General features: G+C 72.0%; 19 protein-coding genes and 1 riboswitch. All 19 genes read left to right on the top strand.

Annotated features, from left to right (window positions below):
- Positions 1-21 precede the first annotated feature (21 nt).
- Positions 22-183: riboswitch (FMN riboswitch) on the top strand.
- 8 nt (positions 184-191) lie between these two features.
- Positions 192-1,271 carry a bifunctional diaminohydroxyphosphoribosylaminopyrimidine deaminase/5-amino-6-(5-phosphoribosylamino)uracil reductase RibD gene (gene ribD / locus VK923_08315; GenBank protein HSJ44668.1) on the top strand — a complete coding sequence of 360 codons (1,080 nt, stop codon included), beginning with the start codon at positions 192-194 and terminating at the stop codon, positions 1,269-1,271.
- A gap of 4 nt (positions 1,272-1,275) precedes the next feature.
- Positions 1,276-1,917 carry a riboflavin synthase gene (locus VK923_08310; GenBank protein ID HSJ44667.1) on the top strand — a complete coding sequence of 214 codons (642 nt, stop codon included), beginning with the start codon at positions 1,276-1,278 and terminating at the stop codon, positions 1,915-1,917.
- Positions 1,914-3,155 carry a bifunctional 3,4-dihydroxy-2-butanone-4-phosphate synthase/GTP cyclohydrolase II gene (locus VK923_08305; protein ID HSJ44666.1) on the top strand — a complete coding sequence of 414 codons (1,242 nt, stop codon included), beginning with the start codon at positions 1,914-1,916 and terminating at the stop codon, positions 3,153-3,155. Before VK923_08310 ends, VK923_08305 begins: the two co-directional genes overlap by 4 nt.
- Entirely contained in the window at positions 3,152-3,664 is a 513-nt protein-coding gene (gene ribH / locus VK923_08300; protein ID HSJ44665.1) for a 6,7-dimethyl-8-ribityllumazine synthase, read from the top strand. Before VK923_08305 ends, ribH begins: the two co-directional genes overlap by 4 nt.
- Before the next feature lie 6 nt (positions 3,665-3,670).
- Positions 3,671-4,462 carry a prepilin peptidase gene (locus VK923_08295; GenBank protein ID HSJ44664.1) on the top strand — a complete coding sequence of 264 codons (792 nt, stop codon included), beginning with the start codon at positions 3,671-3,673 and terminating at the stop codon, positions 4,460-4,462.
- Positions 4,463-4,509: 47 nt separating this feature from the next.
- Positions 4,510-4,935 carry a hypothetical protein gene (locus tag VK923_08290; protein ID HSJ44663.1) on the top strand — a complete coding sequence of 142 codons (426 nt, stop codon included), beginning with the start codon at positions 4,510-4,512 and terminating at the stop codon, positions 4,933-4,935.
- Positions 4,936-5,238: 303 nt separating this feature from the next.
- Complete coding sequence (gene rpmI, locus VK923_08285; GenBank protein ID HSJ44662.1) at positions 5,239-5,433, top strand: 50S ribosomal protein L35; 195 nt, start codon at positions 5,239-5,241, stop codon at positions 5,431-5,433.
- Between the two features lie 8 nt (positions 5,434-5,441).
- Positions 5,442-5,798 (top strand): 50S ribosomal protein L20, encoded by a 357-nt coding sequence (rplT, locus tag VK923_08280; protein ID HSJ44661.1) that lies wholly within the window; start codon positions 5,442-5,444, stop codon positions 5,796-5,798.
- Between the two features lie 39 nt (positions 5,799-5,837).
- A complete protein-coding gene (locus VK923_08275; protein HSJ44660.1) occupies positions 5,838-6,662 on the top strand; it encodes an RNA methyltransferase in 825 nt (274 codons plus the stop codon).
- Complete coding sequence (locus VK923_08270; protein ID HSJ44659.1) at positions 6,659-7,726, top strand: ATP-binding protein; 1,068 nt, start codon at positions 6,659-6,661, stop codon at positions 7,724-7,726. The genes VK923_08275 and VK923_08270 overlap by 4 nt, the downstream gene beginning before the upstream one ends.
- Before the next feature lie 374 nt (positions 7,727-8,100).
- Positions 8,101-9,156 (top strand): phenylalanine--tRNA ligase subunit alpha, encoded by a 1,056-nt coding sequence (gene pheS / locus VK923_08265; GenBank protein HSJ44658.1) that lies wholly within the window; start codon positions 8,101-8,103, stop codon positions 9,154-9,156.
- 41 nt (positions 9,157-9,197) lie between these two features.
- Positions 9,198-11,621 (top strand): phenylalanine--tRNA ligase subunit beta, encoded by a 2,424-nt coding sequence (gene pheT / locus VK923_08260; protein ID HSJ44657.1) that lies wholly within the window; start codon positions 9,198-9,200, stop codon positions 11,619-11,621.
- A gap of 194 nt (positions 11,622-11,815) precedes the next feature.
- Positions 11,816-12,844, top strand: coding sequence for an N-acetyl-gamma-glutamyl-phosphate reductase (argC, locus tag VK923_08255; protein ID HSJ44656.1), 1,029 nt, complete (start codon positions 11,816-11,818; stop codon positions 12,842-12,844).
- Positions 12,841-14,097, top strand: coding sequence for a bifunctional glutamate N-acetyltransferase/amino-acid acetyltransferase ArgJ (gene argJ / locus VK923_08250; protein ID HSJ44655.1), 1,257 nt, complete (start codon positions 12,841-12,843; stop codon positions 14,095-14,097). The genes argC and argJ overlap by 4 nt, the downstream gene beginning before the upstream one ends.
- A 34-nt stretch (positions 14,098-14,131) precedes the next feature.
- Positions 14,132-15,067, top strand: a complete 936-nt coding sequence (gene argB, locus VK923_08245; protein ID HSJ44654.1) for an acetylglutamate kinase — start codon at positions 14,132-14,134, stop codon at positions 15,065-15,067.
- On the top strand, positions 15,064-16,293 hold the full coding sequence (locus VK923_08240) for an acetylornithine transaminase (protein ID HSJ44653.1): 1,230 nt from the start codon (positions 15,064-15,066) through the stop codon (positions 16,291-16,293). The genes argB and VK923_08240 overlap by 4 nt, the downstream gene beginning before the upstream one ends.
- Positions 16,290-17,222, top strand: coding sequence for an ornithine carbamoyltransferase (argF, locus tag VK923_08235; GenBank protein HSJ44652.1), 933 nt, complete (start codon positions 16,290-16,292; stop codon positions 17,220-17,222). Before VK923_08240 ends, argF begins: the two co-directional genes overlap by 4 nt.
- A gap of 31 nt (positions 17,223-17,253) precedes the next feature.
- Positions 17,254-17,766 (top strand): arginine repressor, encoded by a 513-nt coding sequence (argR, locus tag VK923_08230; protein ID HSJ44651.1) that lies wholly within the window; start codon positions 17,254-17,256, stop codon positions 17,764-17,766.
- Positions 17,763-18,989 (top strand): argininosuccinate synthase, encoded by a 1,227-nt coding sequence (locus VK923_08225; protein ID HSJ44650.1) that lies wholly within the window; start codon positions 17,763-17,765, stop codon positions 18,987-18,989. The genes argR and VK923_08225 overlap by 4 nt, the downstream gene beginning before the upstream one ends.
- Positions 18,990-19,028: the final 39 nt, after the last annotated feature.

Below are 19,028 nucleotides of genomic sequence, written 5' to 3'. Positions count from 1 at the left end.
GCACGCGGCCGCCTGGCGGCCGCACGCCTTCGGGGCAGGGTGCAATTCCCGACCGGCGGTGGCCCACGAATCCCGTGGGAAGCCCGCGACCCGGCCGACACGACGTCGGACGGTGGATCCGGTGCGTGTGTCCGCGCACAAGGCCGGAGCCGACGGTGACAGTCCGGAGAGGAGAAGGCGGAAGACCGACGATGGATGACGTGCGTGCCATGCGACACGCGCTCGCACTTGCCGAGCGCGGGCGTTCGACCGTGTCGCCGAACCCCATGGTGGGGTGTGTGGTCCTCGCTGACGGCGCGGTCGTCGGTGAGGGCTGGCACCACGTCGCGGGGGGTCCCCACGCCGAGGTCGTCGCCTTGCAGGCGGCTGGCGACCGGGCGCGGAGCGCGACCGTCTACGTCACCCTCGAGCCGTGCACCCACACGGGGCGCACACCCCCATGCGTCGACGCCCTGATCCGGGCGGCCGTCGGGCGCGTCGTCATCGCCTCAACGGACCCCAACCCTGTGGCCGCCGGGGGCGCCGACGCGTTGCGTGGTGCCGGCATCGCCGTCGACGTCGGCCTGCTGCGCAACGAAGCCGCCGGGCAGAACGAGGTCTTCCTTCACGGCGTCCGCATGCGGCGCCCCTTCGTATGGCTCAAGGGCGCCGTCAGTCTCGACGGTCGCGTGACGGCAGCGGACGGGTCGTCGCGGTGGCTGACCGGTGCCGCTGCCCGACGGCACGCCCACGGGCTGCGCGCACAGGTCGACGCCATGGTCGTCGGCTCGGGCACCGTGCTCGCCGACGACCCGCGGCTGACCGTCCGTCTCCAAGGCTGGACGGGGCCGCAGCCCTTGCGCGTCGTGCTCGACGGTCGAGCCCGTACCCCGGTGCACAGCCACGTGTACGACCGGACTGCGCCGTCGCTGGCACTGGTCGCGCCGGGCGCGCACGACCAGGTGCTGCGCGACGCCGGCGTGGCCGTCACGGAGGTCAAGACCGGCGCCGACGGCCGCCTCGACCCAGCCGCCGTGCTTGACGTCCTGTGGGAGCGTGGCGTGCGCAGCCTCTGCGTCGAGGGTGGGCCGACCGTCTTCACGTCCTTCGTCAGAACCGGCTGCTTCGACCGGCTCGTGCTGTACATGGCCCCGCTGCTGCTGGGCGACGGGGGCGTGCCCCTGCTCAGCGGCGGTCCCGCGACCCTGGCCGACGCCGAGCGCTTCGGCCTCCGACGCGTCGAGCAGGTCGGCGACGACGTGGTGCTGCACCTCGACCGGCGGGAGGCGTAGGCGGATGTTCACCGGAGTCGTCGAAGCCGTCGGGACCGTCGCCGAGGTCGAACCGGGCCCAGCTGGCGGCCGGCTGGTCGTCGCCCATCCCATCGCAGCGCAGCTCGACATCGGCGAGTCCGTCAGCGTCGACGGCTGCTGCGTCACCGTCACCGAGCGGTCCAGCGACCGCTTCGCGGCGGACCTGATGGGCGAGACGCTGGCCCGCACGACACTCGGTCGGCTCGAGACCGGTGCACCGGTCAACCTGGAGCGTGCGCTGGCGGCCGACGGACGGCTGGGCGGCCACATGGTGCAGGGCCATGTGGACGGCGTGGGCACGGTCGACAGTGTGACGCCGCACGAGGCCTGGACGGTGCTGGCCGTTGCAGCGGAGACGCGCCTGGCGCCCTACCTCGTCGAGAAGGGCTCGATCGCGGTCGACGGCACGTCGCTGACCATCATGGGGGTGGGTGCCGAACGCGCCGGTCAGGTGGTGTTCGAGGTCGGACTGATCCCACACACGCTCGAGGTCACCGTGCTGGGCGTGCGCCGTCCCGGTGACGCCGTGAACCTGGAGACGGATGTGATCGCGAAGTACGTCGAGCGGCTGGTGACGGCGTGTGCGGGGTCGCCGTACACGACGGGACCGGGAGGTGGATCGTGACCCTCGCGAGCATCCCGGAGGCCATCGAGCGGATCCGCGCGGGCGGATGCGTGATCGTGGTCGACGACGAGGACCGCGAGAACGAGGGCGACCTGATCATGGCCGCCGAGCACGCGTCGGCGGCCACCATCGGCTTCTTCGTCCGCCACACCTCCGGTGTGATCTGCATGGCGACGACGGGCGCCCGCCTCGACGCGCTCGAGCTGCCGCAGATGGTGCCGATGAACACCGATCCCAAGGGCACGGCGTTCACCGTGTCCGTCGACGCGCGGGGCCGCACCACGACGGGGATCTCCGCAGGCGATCGCGCGGAGACGATCCTCGCGCTCGTCGACGACGAGACCAAGCCCGCCGACCTCCAGCGTCCTGGCCACGTCTTCCCGCTGCGCGCCGACGACGGTGGGGTGCTCAAACGCGCCGGCCACACCGAGGCGGCCGTCGACCTGGCGCGTCTGGCGGGGCTGCGGCCTGCGGGCGTGCTGTGCGAGATCGTCAACGACGATGGGACGATGGCGCGGCTGCCGGAGCTCGAGCGCTTCGCCCTCGAGCACGGCCTGCCGTTGATCTCCATCGCCGACCTGATCTCGTACCGCCGCAAGCACGAGCAGCTGGTCCGCCGCGTGGCGGAGGCCACCATCCCCACACCGTACGGCCCGTTCCAGGCGGTGGCCTACGAGTCCGAGATCGACAGCCACCAGCACGTCGCGCTCGTGCGCGGTGACGTCGCCGGCCACGACAACGTGCTCGTCCGCATGCACTCCGAGTGCCTGACCGGCGACGTGTTCGGCAGCCTGCGGTGCGACTGCGGCACCCAGCTGCACGACGCCCTCCGCCAGATCGCCGTGGCCGGCCAGGGGGTCGTGGTCTACATCCGCGGCCACGAGGGGCGCGGCATCGGCATCGTGCACAAGCTCCAGGCCTACAAGCTGCAGGACGTGGGGCGCGACACCGTCGAGGCCAACATCGAGCTGGGTCTGCCCGCCGACGCGCGCGATTACGGCACGGGCGCGCAGATCCTCGTCGACCTCGGCCTGTCGACCCTGCGGTTGCTGACGAACAACCCCGCCAAGCGGGCCGGCCTGGAAGGCTATGGTCTGCGCATCGTCGAGCGCGTCCCGCTGGAGACGACCCCGACCACCCAGAACCTGCGGTACCTGCAGACCAAGCGCGACCGGATGGGCCACGAGCTCGGGCTGCTCGAGCGCAGACAACCACGACCCGAGGAGACAGCAGGATGAGGATCGTCGAAGCCACCCTGGACGGCACCGGCCTGCGGATCGGCGTCGTGGTGACCCGCTTCAACGACACGGTCACCCGCCGCCTGCTCGACGGCGCGCTCGACGCGATGCGCCGCCACAAGGTCCGCGACGATGACATCACGGTCGCATGGGTGCCCGGCGGCTGGGAGCTGCCCGTCGTCGTCCGCCGCCTCGCGCAGGGCGGCCAGGTCGACGCGGTCGTCGCGCTCGCCGCGGTGGTTCGCGGCCAGACCGCACACTTCGACTACGTGGCTGGCAACGCCGCCACGGTCGGTGCAGTGGCCACCGACACCGGCGTGCCCGTGTCGTTCGGCGTCCTGACCACCGAGACGTGGGAGCAGGCGGTCGACCGCGCCGGCGGCAAGCGGGGCAACGCGGGTGCGGACGCGGCGCTTGCGGCGATCGAGACCGCGCGCGTGCTCGAGGGGCTCGACAAGCCGCAGCGGGCCGACGCGAGCTGGCGGGCTGGGGACGCGGGGGGCGCCTGACCCGCCGTGCTCCCCGACGTCGTGGTCATCGTCGGCTGTCTGCTGCTCGGCCTGGTCGTGGGGTCCTTTGGCAACGTCGTGATCGCACGCGTACCCGAGGGCGGCTCGCTGGTCAGCCCGCGCAGCACCTGTCCGCGGTGCGGCGCGGCGATCAGACCGTACGACAACGTGCCGGTGGTGTCGTGGGTCGTGCTCCGCGGGCGCTGCCGCTCGTGCGAGGAGCCGATCAGCATCGAGTCCCCGCTGATCGAGGTCGCCTGCGGCCTGCTCTTCGCGGGGATCGGCTGGCGCATCGGCCTGACGTGGGCGCTTCCCGGCTTCCTGCTGTACGGTTGGCTGCTGCTGGTCGTCGCCGTCATCGACCTGCACACGCGGCGGATCCCCAACCGGCTGACCTATCCGTTGACCCCGACGCTGCTGGCGCTGCTGACGGTCGCCGCGGTCCTGGAGAGCACGCGGGGCGTTGCGCTGCGGTCGGTCCTGGCCGGCGTCGTCTGCTTCTCGCTGCTGCTCGTGCTGGCACTGATCAACCCCCGCGGCATGGGCATGGGCGACGTCAAGCTCGGGGCGTTCATCGGGATCGGACTCGGCTACCTCGGGTGGGGTCACGTCTGGCTGGGGCTGTTCCTGGGGTTCCTGGGAGGTGGCATCATCGCCGCGCTGCTGCTCGCGCTACGGTTGCGCACCCGCAAGGACCACATCCCGTTCGGCCCGTGGCTGGCGCTCGGCGCGATCGTCGCGCTACTGGCCGGGCAGCCGATCATCGACGCCTACCTACGATGGTCGGGACTGGCATGACCGGCGGCCGCCGGCCGTCGGCGACACGATGACGAGGGAGCACCACGATGTCTGATCCGATGACCGACGGGCCCACCGAGGAGGAGATGCGGGCCTACCTCGAGAGCCTGCGCGCGGCCCAGCCGGTCGAGATCATCGTGCAGTCGTTCGGGATCATGGCCACGGCCGCCGAGGTCAAGCTCGGCCAGCCCGACGCACGGGTGCTGATCGACGGCATGGGGGCGCTGCTCGACGCGACCGCCGGCAGCATGCCCGGCGAGATCGTCGACCGCATGCGCCAGACCATCCAGCAGCTGCAGCTCGCACAGGTCCGGGCCGAGCGCGCGGGGACGGGTGATACCACCGCCACGGGCGAGGCGGCGCCGGCCGACCAGGCGGCCGAGCAGCCGTCGGGACAGGCGCCGCCCCAGCAGCAGCCGGAGCAGCCGCGGTCCGACGCGGCCAGCCGGCTGTGGATCCCCGGACGCGACTGACCACCCGTGCCATGGGGCGGGCCGCCGGATGTGAGCACTGGCGCCGCGAGGTGTCGGTGGGGCGCGGCGCGCTACAGTGTGTGGTCGCATCAGCCAGCCGGCTGGTGTCACCGAAGTGGAAGCGGCCGCTTCCCACCGTGCGGGGCGCGACACGCCCGACGTGCCCGTGCCCCCAGCCCGGTCAGTCGGCATCGAGTTCGTCGTCGCGCCCGCAGGTGGCGCACACGCTGCTCGGCGCGCCCGTGGCCGCGTCCAGCACGACCGGACCACCGGCTGCGCCGCAGCGAACAAGGACACGACATCATGCCAAAGCAGAAGACCCACTCGGGCGCGAAGGACCGCTTCCGCGTCACGCGCAAGGGCAAGGTGCTGCATGGTCGCCAGAACCGCCGCCACCTGCTCGAGAAGAAGAGCAGCTCGCGGAAGCGGCGGCTGAGCGGCAAGGGCCAGCTGTCCGCCGGCGACGCCGCCCAGATCCGTAAGCTGCTGGGCAGCTAGGGGGGCCGATGGCACGAGTGACACGAGGAGTGCACGCCCGCAAGCAGCGCCGCGCGGTGCTCAACCGGGCCAAGGGGTTCCGCGGTGCACGCCGCCGCCGGTACCGCGTGGCCAACGAGACCGTGCTGCACGCCATGCGGTACCAGTACCGGGACCGCCGGGCGCGCAAGCGTGACTTCCGCCGCCTGTGGATCACCCGCATCAACGCGGGCGCCAGGCAGCACGGCCTGAGCTACAGCCGGTTCATCCATGGCCTGAAGCTGGCCGAGGTGGGCGTTGACCGCAAGGTGCTGGCCGACTTGGCCGTCCGCGAGCCGGCGGCGTTCGCCAAGCTGGTGGACGTGGCCAAGGAAGCGCTCGCCTGACGCGGCGCCGGCCCGGCGATCCAGCGCCGGAGGCAGCCGGTGAGCGCACAGGGACCGGCGTCGATCACGAATGCGGCCGTGCGCGACGCCCGCCGCCTGCGCCGCCGCCGCGGCCGCGCCGAGACCGGTCGTCTGCTCGTCGAGGGGCCGAACGCGGTCGACGAGGCGTTGCATCTGCTGGAGCGGGTGTTCGTCACCGTGACGCCCTCATCCCGGGTGGAGGCGACCATCGCGCGGTGCCGTGCGGCCGGGGTCCCTGTCGTGCGCGTGACCGACCGGGCCCTCGCTGGGCTCGCCGACGCGCGGGCTCCCCAGGGGGTCGTGGGTGTCGCCGTATGGCCGCCCGCTGCGCTCGACGCGCTACGCCGTGCGTCGCTGCTGGTCGTCCTCGACCGCGTCGCCGACCCGGGCAACCTCGGCACCGTGGTGCGGACGGCCGACGCGGCCGGCGCCGACGGCGTCGTGCTCACCCGCGGCAGCGTCGATCCCACCAACGCCAAGGCGGTGCGGGCGTCCGCCGGGTCGATGTTCCACCTGCCGGTCGTCGACGACGTCGCGCCCGATGACCTGGCGACCCACTGCAGGGAGGTGGGCATCCGCATGGTCGGTGCGCACGCCGACGCGGCGACGCGGTACGACGATGTGAGCTGGGTGGGACCGACCGCTATCGTGTTCGGCAGCGAGGCACACGGACTGTCGACGGAGATGGCCCACCACGTGGCGGCGTGCGTGTCCGTACCGATCTGGCGTCCGGAGCGGTCGGGTCATCGCGGGCACGCGGAGTCGCTGAACCTCGCGACGACCGCCGCGGTCGTCCTCTATGAGATCGCGCGGCAACGGGGGGGCCGAGCGTGCGACCGATGACCGCCGAAGCTGTGCGCGCGGCCATGGAGCTGCATCCCGACGCGCTGGTCGTCGTCGGTGTCGATGGCGTGGTCCGGGCCGCGAACGCGCTGGCCTGCCGCCTGGTCCGCCACCCACCGCACGAGCTCGTCGGTGCGCGCGTGATCGACGTGATGCGGCTGGAGGAGCCGGGCGGCACGGACTGGTGGGCATGTTCTGCGCTGTCCGATGCCGACCCCGCGCTGCTTCCACGGATCCCAGAGCAGCGGCTGCTGCTGCACCGCCCGCCGGCGGCACCGGTCCACGTGACCGTGACCGGTCGACGCCTCGCCGACGCCGAGGGTCGGGCCGACGCGCTGAGCGTCGCGCTGCGTCGCGCCGATCGGCGGATCGAGCAGGAACGACGGCGCAGCGACCTCATCTCCACCGCCAGCCATGAGCTGCGTGCCCCGCTGACCAGCGTGCGTGGCTTCACCAAGACGCTGCTCGCGCGGTGGGACCGGTTCGACGATGCGACCCGTCGCCAGATGCTCGCAACGATCGACGAGGACGCCGACCGGGTGACGCGCCTGCTCACCGGCCTGCTCGACGTCAGCCGCATCGACACCGGCCGCCTGCCGTTGCGCAGGCAGATCGTCGCCCTGGCCGAGCTGGTCGAGCCGCTGGCGCACCGCTTCGCGGTGGAGCACACTGATCGGCCCTTGTCGGTCGAGGTCCCCGCCGACCTGCCCGACGTGGTGATCGACCGGGACCGGATCGGCCAGGTGTTGACCAACCTGCTGGAGAACGCCGTGAAGCACGGCGCGGGAGCGATACGGATCTCCGCAGAACTCGACGAGGGCGTCGTGCGCTGCACGGTCGCCGACGAGGGCGGTGCGATCCCCGGCGAGGAGCTGAACCGACTGTTCGCCAAGTACTACCGGATCCAGGACATGCGCACGACCACCGGTCTCGGGCTCGGCTTGTACATCTCACGGGGCATCGTCACGGCCCACGGGGGGCGCATCTGGGCCGACAGCACGCCCGAGATCGGCACGCGGTTCATGTTCACAGTGCCGGTGGTCGGCGACACGCTCACGCCGTGACGGGTCGCCGACGCCAGGAGCTCGGTTGACTTCCGGCGCGGGACTGGCGACAGTGGAGGTCTATGATCGCCTCGCGGTCCGACGTGCTCCCGGCGCATCGCGCCGCGGTTCCTGTCCGGCGTCGCCGGTCCTGCACGTGGTTCGTGGAACCCGGCTCCGCGCAGGTCTCTGACCGGTGGAGCCGGTCCTGCACGTGGTTCGTGGAACCAGGCTCGGCGAAGTTCTAGTGCCGCGGGAGGCACGACCGGACCGGCAGCCTCCCGCGGAGACGCACCTCCCGGTGCCCGCCTGACCGTGCGGTCGCGTGTGTTCGACGCGCTCGCAGGCATCCGGCGGACACACTGGGCGATCAGCGGAGGTTCGAGGAGCCAACCATGAACGAGTCCGATACGGCTGTGGCGTCTGGAAACGCCGAGATCGACGCCGCCGTGCGCACAGCGCGGGACGCGATCGCGTCGACCGCGTCGCTCGACGCTCTGGACCAGGTGCGCGCGACCCACCTCGGAAAGCGATCGGCGATCGCGGCGGTGCAGCGCACGCTGGGCAGGCTGGCCGATGACGAGCGTCGCCGCCTGGGCGCCGCGATCAACCGGGCGCGCGCGGAGCTGGCGCGGCTCGAGGCCGAGCGCCGCGCCGAGCTCGAGGCCGAGCGCGACGCGATGGTGCTGGCGCAGGAGGCGGTCGACGTCACGCTGCCCGCGCGGATCCCGCGGCGGGGCAGCCTGCACCCCATCACCGAGACGACCGAGGCCATCGTCGACGCGCTGGTCGGCCTGGGCTATCAGGTGCTCGACAGCCCTGAGGTCGAGACCGACTGGCACAACTTCACGGCGCTCAACAGCCCGCCCGACCACCCTGCGAAGTCGCTGAGCGACACGATCTACGTCCGTCCGTTGTCGCCGGCTGCGCGCCCGACCCCCGACGGCACCACGGGCATCCTGCTGCGCACGCAGACGTCGCCCGGGCAGATCCGCGCAATGCACGCGCAGCCACCGCCGCTGTACATCGTGATCCCCGGGCGCGTGTACCGGGCCGACACCGCCGACGCGACGCACCTGCCGATGTTCCACCAGATCGAGGGTCTCGCGGTCGACGAGGACCTCACGTTCGCCGACCTCAGGGGCACGGTCGCGGAGTTCGCGCGGGCGATTCTCGGACACGACACGGAGCTGCGGTTCGTGCCGGACCACTTCCCCTTCACCGAGCCCTCGGCGCAGCTGCTCGCTCGCTACGGCGGTGGCTGGATGGAGCTGCTGGGGTGCGGCATGGTCCACCCCAACGTCTTGCGCGCGGGGGGCTACGATCCCGACTGTGTCCAGGGCTTCGCGTGGGGCCTGGGTGTCGACCGCATGGCGATGATGCGTCACGGCGTGACCGACATCCGTCAGTTCGTGGACAACGACATGCGGTTCCTGGCCAGCTTCTCGTAGGCCGGCGCCCACCACCCGAAGTAGAGCAAGAGGTCCGAGCCATGCGTGTCCCACTGTCCTGGTTGACTGACTACGTCGATCCCGGTATGTCGGTCGACGACCTGGCCGATGTGATGACGGACGGTGGATTGATCGTCGAGGCGATCGAGTACCCCACCGGAGGCGTGCGCGGCGTCCGTATCGCAGAGGTTCGCGACGTCGCGCCGATCGAGGGCAGCGACACGCTGTCGCTGGTCGACGTGTTCGACGGCGACGCCGAGCACCGCGTCGTGTGCGGTGCCAGTAACTTCGGGCGCGGTGACCGTGTCGCGATCGCCCTGCCCGGCGCGGAGCTGCCCGGCGGCGTCATGATCGATGCCCGCACGATCTTCGGCCACACCTCGCACGGCATGTTGGCCAGCGGCCGCGAGCTGGCGATCTCAGACGACCATCGCGGGATCCTGGTCCTCGAGGGAGATGCGCCCCTTGGTGCCGACCTGCGGGAGTGGCTCCAGCTCGACGATCCGGTGTTTGACATCGAGGTCACGCCGGACCGCGGGTACCTGTTGTCGATCCTGGGCGTGGCCAGGGACATCTCCGCGCTGACCGGCGCGCAGCTGCGCATGCCGCAGGTCGTGGAGGCGTCCGGCGACTCCCGTGTGCCGGTGACGATCGAGGACACGGAGCGGTGCAGGCGCTTCGAGGTGCGAACGATCGACGGGGTACGCGTCGGACCGTCGCCCGCGTGGCTGCAGCGCCGCCTGACGGCGGCCGGCATGCGTCCGGTGTCCAACGTCGTCGACGCGACCAATGCGGTCATGCTCGAGCTCGGCAACCCGATCCACGCCTACGACGAGGCGCTCCTGGCCGGACCGGAGCTGATCGTGCGCACCGCGCGCGCGGGTGAGCGGTTGCGGACGCTCGACGGCGTGGACCGCGAGCTCGACCCGGAGGACCTGTTGATCTGCGACGCCAAAGGTCCGGTCGGGCTCGCGGGCGTGATGGGGGGCGAGGACACAGAGATCAACGACGCGACCGTCAACGTCGTGCTCGAGGTGGCCAACTTCTCGGCGCGGACAGTGCTGCGGACGGCGCGACGCCACCAGCTGGTGACGCAGGGATCGATGCGGTGGGAGCGGATGGTTCCACCTGAGTCGGCGGCGCCGGCCGTCACCCGGTGCGCGGAACTGATCGTCGAGGTCGCTGGCGGTGCGGTGACCGGTGGCGCTGACCACTATCCGAACCCGCCGGAGCACCGGCCGATCATGCTGCGCCCGGCCCGCGCGGCCGCCTACCTCGGAGTGGACCTCGACGCGGGCGACCAGACCGCCCTGCTCGAGCGGATCGGCTGCTCGGTGACCGAGGGCGGGGACGGGCAGCTCGCCGTGACGCGGCCCGTCTACCGGCCGGACCTGCGCATCGAGGTCGACCTGTACGAGGAGATCGCGCGGATCCACGGCTACGGGCGCATCCCGGAGACGCTGCCGTCGACCGGGCGGGCCGGTGCGCGCACGCCGGAGGGCCGGGCCCGCATCCGCCTGCGGGACACGCTCGCGGGCGCGGGATGGCACGAGATCCTGACCGAGCCGTTCATCACGGCCGAGGACCTGACGGCGCTGGGATGGACCGACGACGATCGTCGGCTCGGCACGATCGAGCTGGTCAACCCGCTGTCACAGGAGGCCGGCGTGCTGCGGACCTCGCTGCTGCCCAGCCTGCTGCGCATCGCGCGCCAGAACGCCAACCGCCAGGTGCCGGCCGTCTCGTTGTTCGAGACCGCCCACGTCTACCTGCCGCCGACTCCCGACGAGCCAGGGGCGCACGGTGGGCCCGAGGACGTGCGGTTGCCGTACGAACCGCTGATGCTCGGCCTGGTGGCGTACGGCCCGATCGTCACGCCGCGCCACGACCGGCCCGGCCGTGCGGTCGACCTGTTCGACGTGATCGGCGCGTGCCAACTGGTCGCTCGGCGCATGGGCCGTCCGGCGCTGGTGCCCGAGCCCACCGACGAGGCGCCGTACCATCCGGGTCGCGCGGCGCGGTTGTCGCTCGACGGCGTCGTCCTGGGTGCGGTCGGAGAGGTGCGTCCACGTGTGGTGGAGGCGCTCGACCTGCCCCCGCGCACCGTCGTGGGGGAGATCCGTCTCGAACCGCTGGTGGCAGGGGGCGTGAGGTACCCGCAGGTCGCGACGCCGTCGATGCTGCCGGGGCTGCGCTTCGACGTCGCCGTGGTCACCGACGAGGACGTCGCCGCACTCGCCGTCGAACAGGCGGTCCGCGCGGGGGCAGGCCCGGATCTGACCGACGTCACGCTGTTCGACGTGTACCGGGGCGGCACGCTCGAGGAGGGGCAGCGGTCGCTGGCGTTCCACGTCGCGCTCGACAGCGCCGAGCGACAGCTGCGCGACGTCGACGAGGCCGCGGCGATCGACGGTATCGCCGCCAGCGTCGCCGACCGTGTCGGCGGACGCCTGCGCCGTTCGTAGGCGCCCGCCGGGCTGTCAGAGGCTCGCCGCCGGCGGGCCCGAGCCCGAGTTGGGGGTTGTCGTGGTGCATCGGCCCTCCGCCCGTGGCGGCACCGTCCCTGCGGATGGCCGCCGGTGGCCGGAGCCGGATCGCGGTCTGCGGACCACGACCGCAGCGTGTATAACTATGCACCTCTGCGAATAGGTGGTGGGTCATGGACGTCGGAGTGATCGGCGGATCAGGGTACGGCGGTGCCGAGCTGCTGCGCCTGCTGGTCGGCCACCCGGCGTTCAAGCTGCGGGTCGTGGCCGGGAGCCGGGCGTCCGGCCGTCGCGTCGGCGACGTGTTCCCGCAGCTGCTGGCCACCGGACTGGCCGACCACCACGTGGTCGAGGCCACGCCCGACGAGCTGGCCGACTGCCAGGTGGTCTTCTCGGCGACCCCCCACGCCGTGAGCATGGAGCTGCTGCCGCTGCTACTCGCTGAGGACCGGATCGTCGTTGACCTGTCAGGTGCGTTCCGCCTGCCAGCGGACGCCTATCCCACGTGGTACGGCATGGCGCACACCGCCGCCGAGCTGACGCCGGCTGCGTATGGCCTGCCCGAGCTGTGGCGGGACGACCTGGTCGGTGCGGGGCTGATCGCCGGACCGGGGTGCTACCCGACGGCCGCGCTGCTCGCGCTCGCGCCGCTGGCGGACCTGGCAGACGACGGAGCGGTGACGGTGACGGGGATGTCGGGATGGAGCGGTGCCGGCCGCAGCCTGCGCGACGACCTGCACGCCAGTCACGCCGTGGGCAACGTCGCGCCGTACGGCGCGCCGGCCCATCGCCACACGCCCGAGATCGCCCAGCAGTACGCCGAGCTCGGAGGTCGTGACGTGCGCCTCGCGTTCGTGCCGCACCTCGTGCCGATGGCCCGCGGCGAGGTCGTGACGTGCACGGTGCCGCTCATCGATGGGGTTGCGGCCGGCGACGTGCACGAGAGTGCGGCGACGCGCTACGCGGACGAGCCCTTCGTCGTCGTGCTCGAGCCGGGACGCTGGCCGGAGTCGACCCACGTGGCGGGTGCGAACACCGCGCAGATCGCCTACGCGGTCGATGATCGGGCGGGCGTGGCCGTCGCGTCCTGCACGATCGACAACCTCGTCAAGGGTGGGGCCGGCCAGGCGATCCAGGCCGCGAACGTGGCCACCGGCACCGCCGAGACGGCCGGCCTGCCAACCGCAGGGCTCTACCCGTGAGCGGGGTCGCGGGCACGGGCGCCGGCGTGGCCGATGCCTGGTACGGGCGTGCCGCGACGTCGTTCACGCGTCTCGACGGTGGCATCTGCGCCGTGGCCGGCGTGCGTGCCGCAGGTGTGGCCGCGGGGCTCAAGCCGAGTGGCTCGCTCGACGTCGCGGTGGTCGACGTCGGGCGCACGGTCGACGTCGCGGTCGTGCAGACCACCAACCAGGTCCGTGCGGCACCCGTCGAGGTCACCGCGCGCCACGCCGCCGACGGGCGCGCCAGGGCCGTGGTCCTCAATGCCGGCAACGCGAACGCGTGCACGGGTCCCGACGGTGAGCAGGTGGCGGCAGACAGCGCCGCGCACGCCGCTGCCGCTCTTGGCTGCGCGCCCGAGGACGTCCTCGTGTGCTCGACAGGGGTCATCGGCCAGCCGATACTGCCCCAGCGCGATCAGCTGCTCGCAGGCGTCGATGCGGCGATCGCCGCCGCCGACGGCCACGGCGGCGATGCCGCGGCTCGGGCCATCATGACGACCGACACCACGCCGAAGTCGATCGCTCTGGCGCTCGACGATGCCGAGGGCGGCTGTGTGATCGGGGGGTTCACGAAGGGCTCGGGCATGATCGCGCCCGCCATGGCGACCATGCTGTGCGTCGTGACGACCGATGCACCCGTGCCGGCCCGGATCCTCCAGCCGATCGTCGCGCAGGCCGTCGGCACGACCTTCGGGCGCATCACCGTCGACGGCTGCATGAGCACCAACGACGCCGTGATCGTCCTGGCGACCGGCGAGGCCGACCGAGCGCCGACCATCGCCGCGTTCACCGAGGGCCTCACCGCCGTGCTCGGCGCGCTGGCAGAGCAGATCGTGCGGGACGGAGAGGGCGCGTCACGCCTCATCCGCCTGCGCGTGACCGGAGCCGAGTCCGCAGACGCGGCCGCGGCCCTCGGACGCGCGATCGCCGACAGCGTCCTGGTCCGCACCGCGTTCGCCGGTGGTGATCCCAACTGGGGACGCGTCCTCGCCGCGATGGGCGCCGGCGACGTGCCGTTCGTGCCCAGCAGGGTCGACATCCGCTTCGGGCCGGTGACCGTCTGCCGCTTCGGTGTCGGCGCGTCGTTCGACCACGGGCACGCGGCGTCGATCCTGTCCCGCTCCGAGATCGATGTGACGGTCGATCTCGGCCTCGGCGACGCCGATGCGACGGTCCTGACGTGCGACCTGACCCACGACTACGTCACCATCAACGCGGAGTACACGACATGAGTGCCTCAAGCAGCGTCAGCGGTAGGCACACGTCATGACTGCGATCGACGAGGCGCAGGCCGCACTGCCGGCACGGGCGGTGCGCGCCCAGGACAAGGCGCGCGTGCTCCGCGAGGCCCTGCCGTGGATAACCCGCTGGGCCGATCGCAAGGTGGTCGTCAAGATCGGCGGCAGCGTCGGCAAGGGCGCGACGTCGGAGCGCATGGAGTCGGCGTTCGCCGCCGACGTCGCGCTGCTGCGATCGGTCGGGCTCAACGTCGTGGTGGTCCACGGCGGTGGCCCGCAGATCTCGCAGCTCGCGGACCGGCTCGGGTTGCGATCGGAGTTCGTCGACGGGCGTCGTGTGACCGACGGGGCGATGCTCGAAGCAGTGCGGTACGTGCTGCTCGGGCAGGTCAACCCGCACCTGGTCGGACTGATCTCGCAGGCGGGCGCGCGCGCTGCGGGCCTGGCGGGCACCGACGCGCAGCTGATCACGGCCCGCCCGGCCGACCCTGTTCTGGGCTACGTCGGTGAGATCGCCCGCGTCGACCCCGAGGTTCTCCGATCGCTGCTCGCCAGGGGCGTCGTGCCCGTGGTCGCGACCGTCGCGCGCGGCGACGACGGGCAGGACTACAACGTCAACGCGGACACCGTCGCATCGGCCGTCGCCAGCGCGCTCGATGCCGACAAGCTCATCTACCTCACCAACGTCGCCGGGCTGTACGACTCGTTCGGCTCCGACGACCGCAACCTGCTCAGCGAGGTCAGCGTCACGCAGTTGCGGCACATGCTCGCCACCGGCGAGATCGTGACCGGCATGGTGCCCAAGATCGTGGGGTGCATCGACGCGCTCGAGCACGGCGTGGGCCAGGCCCACCTGCTGGATGGTCGTGTCGAGCATGCGCTGCTGCTCGAGATCTTCACCGATGCCGGGATCGGCACGATGATCCTGCCGTCCGCGGACACCGACACGGAGGTGCCTCAATGATCGACGACCTCGACCACGTGCGGGTCCGCGAGGCTGCGGCCCTCATGCACACCTACACGCGCCAGCCTGTCGCGTTCGTCCGTGGCGAGGGGGCGTGGCTGTACGACGGCGCCGGCCGTCCGCACCTGGACGGGCTGTCCGGCCTGGCGGTCACCGCGCTCGGCCACGCACACCCCGAGGTCGCCGAGGCGGTCGCCGCGCAGGCGTCGACGCTCGTGCACACGTCGAACCTGTACTTCACGCGCCCGCAGATCGACCTCGCCGAGGCGCTGGCGAACACCTTCGGCTGGTCCGACGCGCGCTCGTTCTTCTGCAACTCCGGCGCCGAGGCGAACGAGGCTGCGATCAAGCTCGCACGCTTGCACGGGCGGCGCCGTGATCCCGACGCCGTGAAGGTGGTGGCGCTGTCGGGTGGGTTCCACGGCCGCACGCTCGGTGCGCTCAAGGCCACCGGCAACCCGGCCAAGCACCGGCCTTTCGAGCCACTGGGTGACTGGGTCATCCACGTGCCGCACGACGACGCGGCAGCGTTGCGCGCGGCGGTCGACGACCGCACCAGCGCCGTGCTCGTCGAGGTCGTGCAGGGCGAGGGAGGGGTGCGACCCGTACCGCCCGAGGTCCTGCGGGCCGCGCGCGACGCGTGCGACGGCGTCGGCGCGCTGCTGATCGTCGACGAGGTCCAGACCGGCCTGGGACGGCTGGGCAGCTGGTACGGCTGGCAGACCGCCCTCGAGGGTGCGCCGGTGCAGCCGGACGTCGTCTGCCTCGCGAAGGCGCTGGCCAACGGGTTGCCGATCGGTGCGATCGTCGCTCGCGGCGAGGCCGCCAAGGTGTTCGAACCCGGGGACCACGCCACGACGTTCGGCGGCGGACCGGTCGTGTGCGCCGCCGCGCTCGCGGTCCTTGGCGTCATCGACCGTGACGGCCTTGTCCATCGGGCAGCCGGCCTGGGCGCGCGGTTCGCCGAGCGCATCGACGACATGGTGGGGACACGGCCCCTGGTCACAGGCCAGCGCGGCCGGGGCCTGCTGCGCGCCGTGACGCTGGACGCCCCGGTCGCGGCCGGTGTGGTCGCCGTCGCGCTCGAGGAGGGTCTCGTCGTCAACGCCGTGGCGCCTGACGCGGTTCGGTTCGCGCCGCCGCTGACCATCACCGACGACGAGCTCGACGAGATGCTCACCCGCTTGGCGTCGGCGGTCGAGGCCGTCGCAGAGGAGGTCTCATGACGAACGGACCGGCACGCAGCTATCTGACGGTGACCGAGCTGTCTGCCGACGAGCTGACCGCCGTGCTCGACCGGGCAGACGAACATCGGGCGGACCGGCGGCGTCGGGCGGCGCTGGACGGCCGGACCATCGCGCTGATCTTCGAGAAGCCGTCGACACGCACCCGCGTGTCATTCGAGGTCGCCGTCAGTGAGCTCGGTGGCACCCCGCTGGTGCTGTCGTCACGCGACCTGCAGCTGGGCCGCGGCGAGACCGTCGGGGACACCGCTCGGGTGCTGTCGCGTTACGTCCACGGCCTGGTGGTGCGCACGTTCGCCCAGCAGCGGCTAGAGGAGCTCGCCGGGTACAGCACGGTGCCCGTGGTCAATGCGCTGAGCGACCACAGCCACCCGTGCCAGGTTCTCGCGGATCTCCAGACGGTCCGCGCCCGTCTGGGGGCGCTGGCAGGTGTCCGCCTCGCCTACGTCGGGGACGGCAACAACGTCGCGCACTCGCTGCTGCGCGCCGGCGCACTGGCCGGCATGCACGTGACGGTCGCCTCGCCCGCGGACCACGCACCCGACCCGGCGGTCGTCGCCGAGGCGACCGCGCTGGCCGGTGCCTCAGATGGGTCGGTGACCGTCACTGACGACCCCGCGGTCGGCGTCAAGGGCGCGCAGGTCGTCTACACCGACGTGTGGGCGTCGATGGGCCAGGACGACGAGCGCGACGCGCGTGCGGCGACCTTCCGTCCGTACCAGGTGGACGCGCAGCTGCTCGCGCGTGCGGCGGATGACGCCATCGTCCTCCACTGCCTTCCGGCCCATCGGGGCGAGGAGATCGCCGCCGACGTGATCGACGGGCCGCGGTCGGCGGTCTGGGACCAGGCCGAGAACCGGTTGCACGCCCAGAAGGCACTGCTCGAGCTGCTCTACGGAGCGCTGTCATGACCGCCGGTGGTGTATCCGGCAGCGGGTGGGCATGAGCGCCCTGTCGGAGGCGGCGGCCTCGCGGGTGCAACGGCGCGCGGTGCTGCGCGAGCTTGTTGCCCGGTACGCGGTGTCGTCCCAGGCCGAGCTTGTCGCTCTGCTGGCCGACGCCGGCATCTCCGCAACGCAGGCGACGGTCAGCCGCGACCTCGACGAGCTGGGAATCACCAAGGCCCGGGGCGCCGACGGCACGGTCAGCTACGCGCTGCCCGAGATGCCGGCTCTTGCGCAGGCGCTGCGCCAGTTCGTGGTCGACATCGACGCCAGCGGCAACCTCGCGGTGGTGCGTACTCCACCGGGGACGGCGACCGCCGTGGCGATCGCGATCGACGGCAGCGACGTTCCCGGGATCCTCGCCACGCTGCAGGGTGACGACACGGTCCTGGTCGTCGCCCGTGAGCCCGCGACAGGGCGTGAGGTCGCGGAACGCCTGCGGGCGATCAAGACCGGCAAGGGCACAGCAGTGACCATCGACGGACACGAGCAAGGAAGCGAAGCGACATGAGCACACCATCATCGGCGGGGCGGCTGGTCCTGGCGTACTCCGGCGGCCTGGACACCTCGGTGGCCATCCAGTGGCTGTCGGAGCAGAAGGGCTACGACGTCATCGCGTGCGCGATCGACGTCGGCCAGGCACAGCCGGGCGAGCTGGACCGGGTGCGCCAGCGCGGGCTGGACTGCGGCGCGCTCGAGGCGGTCGTGATCGACGCGCGCGACGAGTTCGCCGATGACTACGTCGCCGACGCCATCCGGGCGAATGCCCTCTACATGGGCAAGTACCCGCTGGTCAGCGCCTTGTCGCGTCCGCTGATCACCAACCACCTGATCGCGACCGCGCGCGAGCGCGACGCGGTCGCGATCGCCCACGGCTGCACCGGCAAGGGCAACGACCAGGTGCGCTTCGAGGTCACGGCGATGGCCCTGGCACCGGAGATCACCGTCGAGGCCCCGATCCGCGAGTGGGGGCTGTCGCGCGAGGCGTCGATCGCGTGGGCCCAGGAACGAGGCATCCCGATCCCGGTCAGGAAGGCCTCGCCGTACTCGATCGACGAGAACCTGTGGGGCCGCACCGCCGAGTGCGGGATCCTCGAGGACCCGTGGGCCGAGCCGCCTGAGGAGGTGTACGAGCGCACGCGGGCGCTGACCAACACCCCCGACGAGCCCGACGAGGTCACGATCGGCTTCGTCGACGGCCTGCCGGTGTCGCTGGACGGCAAGGAGCTGGACCTGCGGTCGCTGGTCGCGGAGCTCGACCAGCGGGCAGGCGCGCATGGCGTGGGTCGCATCGACATGATCGAGGACCGCCTGGTCGGCATCAAGAGCCGGGAGATCTACGAGTGCCCAGGTGCCGTCACCGTGCTGACGGCGCACCGTGACCTCGAGGACCTGTGCATGGAGCAGGAGCTGGCCCAGGAGAAGCGCACCCTCGAGGGGCGTTACGCCCAGTTGATCTACAACGGGCTGTGGTTCACGCCGCTCAAGACGGCGCTCGACGCGTTCATGGCATCATCGCAGCGCTTCGTACGCGGCGATGTCCGGCTGCGACTGTTCAAGGGCTCGGCGACGGTGATCGGTCGGCGCAGCGACATCGCCTTGTACGACCACGACCTGGCGACCTACGACGAGGCGGACCGCTTCGACCACACGCAGGCGGTGGGCTTCGTCCGCCTGTGGGGATTGCCGACCAAGGTGTGGTCGCGTCGACAGGGCGACATCGGTGCCGGGTGATGGCGAGCGTCAGCGAGCCGGCGGGCGGGGATCTCGGTG

This window comes from Euzebyales bacterium, assembly GCA_035461305.1.
Lineage (GTDB): Bacteria > Actinomycetota > Nitriliruptoria > Euzebyales > JAHELV01 > JAHELV01.
The sequence above is the reverse complement of the archived record's forward strand: the minus strand, read 5'-3'. Positions and strand labels throughout refer to the sequence as shown.

Excerpts from the sequence above, each read along its gene's own strand:
- argC (HSJ44656.1), top strand. The coding sequence starts at position 11,816 with ATGGACGTCGGAGTGATCGGCGGATCAGGGTACGGCGGTGCCGAGCTG.
- argF (HSJ44652.1), top strand. The coding sequence starts at position 16,290 with ATGACGAACGGACCGGCACGCAGCTATCTGACGGTGACCGAGCTGTCT.
- argR (HSJ44651.1), top strand. The coding sequence starts at position 17,254 with ATGAGCGCCCTGTCGGAGGCGGCGGCCTCGCGGGTGCAACGGCGCGCG.
- rpmI (HSJ44662.1), top strand. The coding sequence starts at position 5,239 with ATGCCAAAGCAGAAGACCCACTCGGGCGCGAAGGACCGCTTCCGCGTC.
- VK923_08225 (HSJ44650.1), top strand. The coding sequence starts at position 17,763 with ATGAGCACACCATCATCGGCGGGGCGGCTGGTCCTGGCGTACTCCGGC.
- VK923_08290 (HSJ44663.1), top strand. The coding sequence starts at position 4,510 with ATGTCTGATCCGATGACCGACGGGCCCACCGAGGAGGAGATGCGGGCC.
- pheS (HSJ44658.1), top strand. The coding sequence starts at position 8,101 with ATGAACGAGTCCGATACGGCTGTGGCGTCTGGAAACGCCGAGATCGAC.
- argB (HSJ44654.1), top strand. The coding sequence starts at position 14,132 with ATGACTGCGATCGACGAGGCGCAGGCCGCACTGCCGGCACGGGCGGTG.
- pheT (HSJ44657.1), top strand. The coding sequence starts at position 9,198 with ATGCGTGTCCCACTGTCCTGGTTGACTGACTACGTCGATCCCGGTATG.
- VK923_08240 (HSJ44653.1), top strand. The coding sequence starts at position 15,064 with ATGATCGACGACCTCGACCACGTGCGGGTCCGCGAGGCTGCGGCCCTC.
- VK923_08270 (HSJ44659.1), top strand. The coding sequence starts at position 6,659 with ATGACCGCCGAAGCTGTGCGCGCGGCCATGGAGCTGCATCCCGACGCG.
- ribD (HSJ44668.1), top strand. The coding sequence starts at position 192 with ATGGATGACGTGCGTGCCATGCGACACGCGCTCGCACTTGCCGAGCGC.
- ribH (HSJ44665.1), top strand. The coding sequence starts at position 3,152 with ATGAGGATCGTCGAAGCCACCCTGGACGGCACCGGCCTGCGGATCGGC.
- rplT (HSJ44661.1), top strand. The coding sequence starts at position 5,442 with ATGGCACGAGTGACACGAGGAGTGCACGCCCGCAAGCAGCGCCGCGCG.
- VK923_08310 (HSJ44667.1), top strand. The coding sequence starts at position 1,276 with ATGTTCACCGGAGTCGTCGAAGCCGTCGGGACCGTCGCCGAGGTCGAA.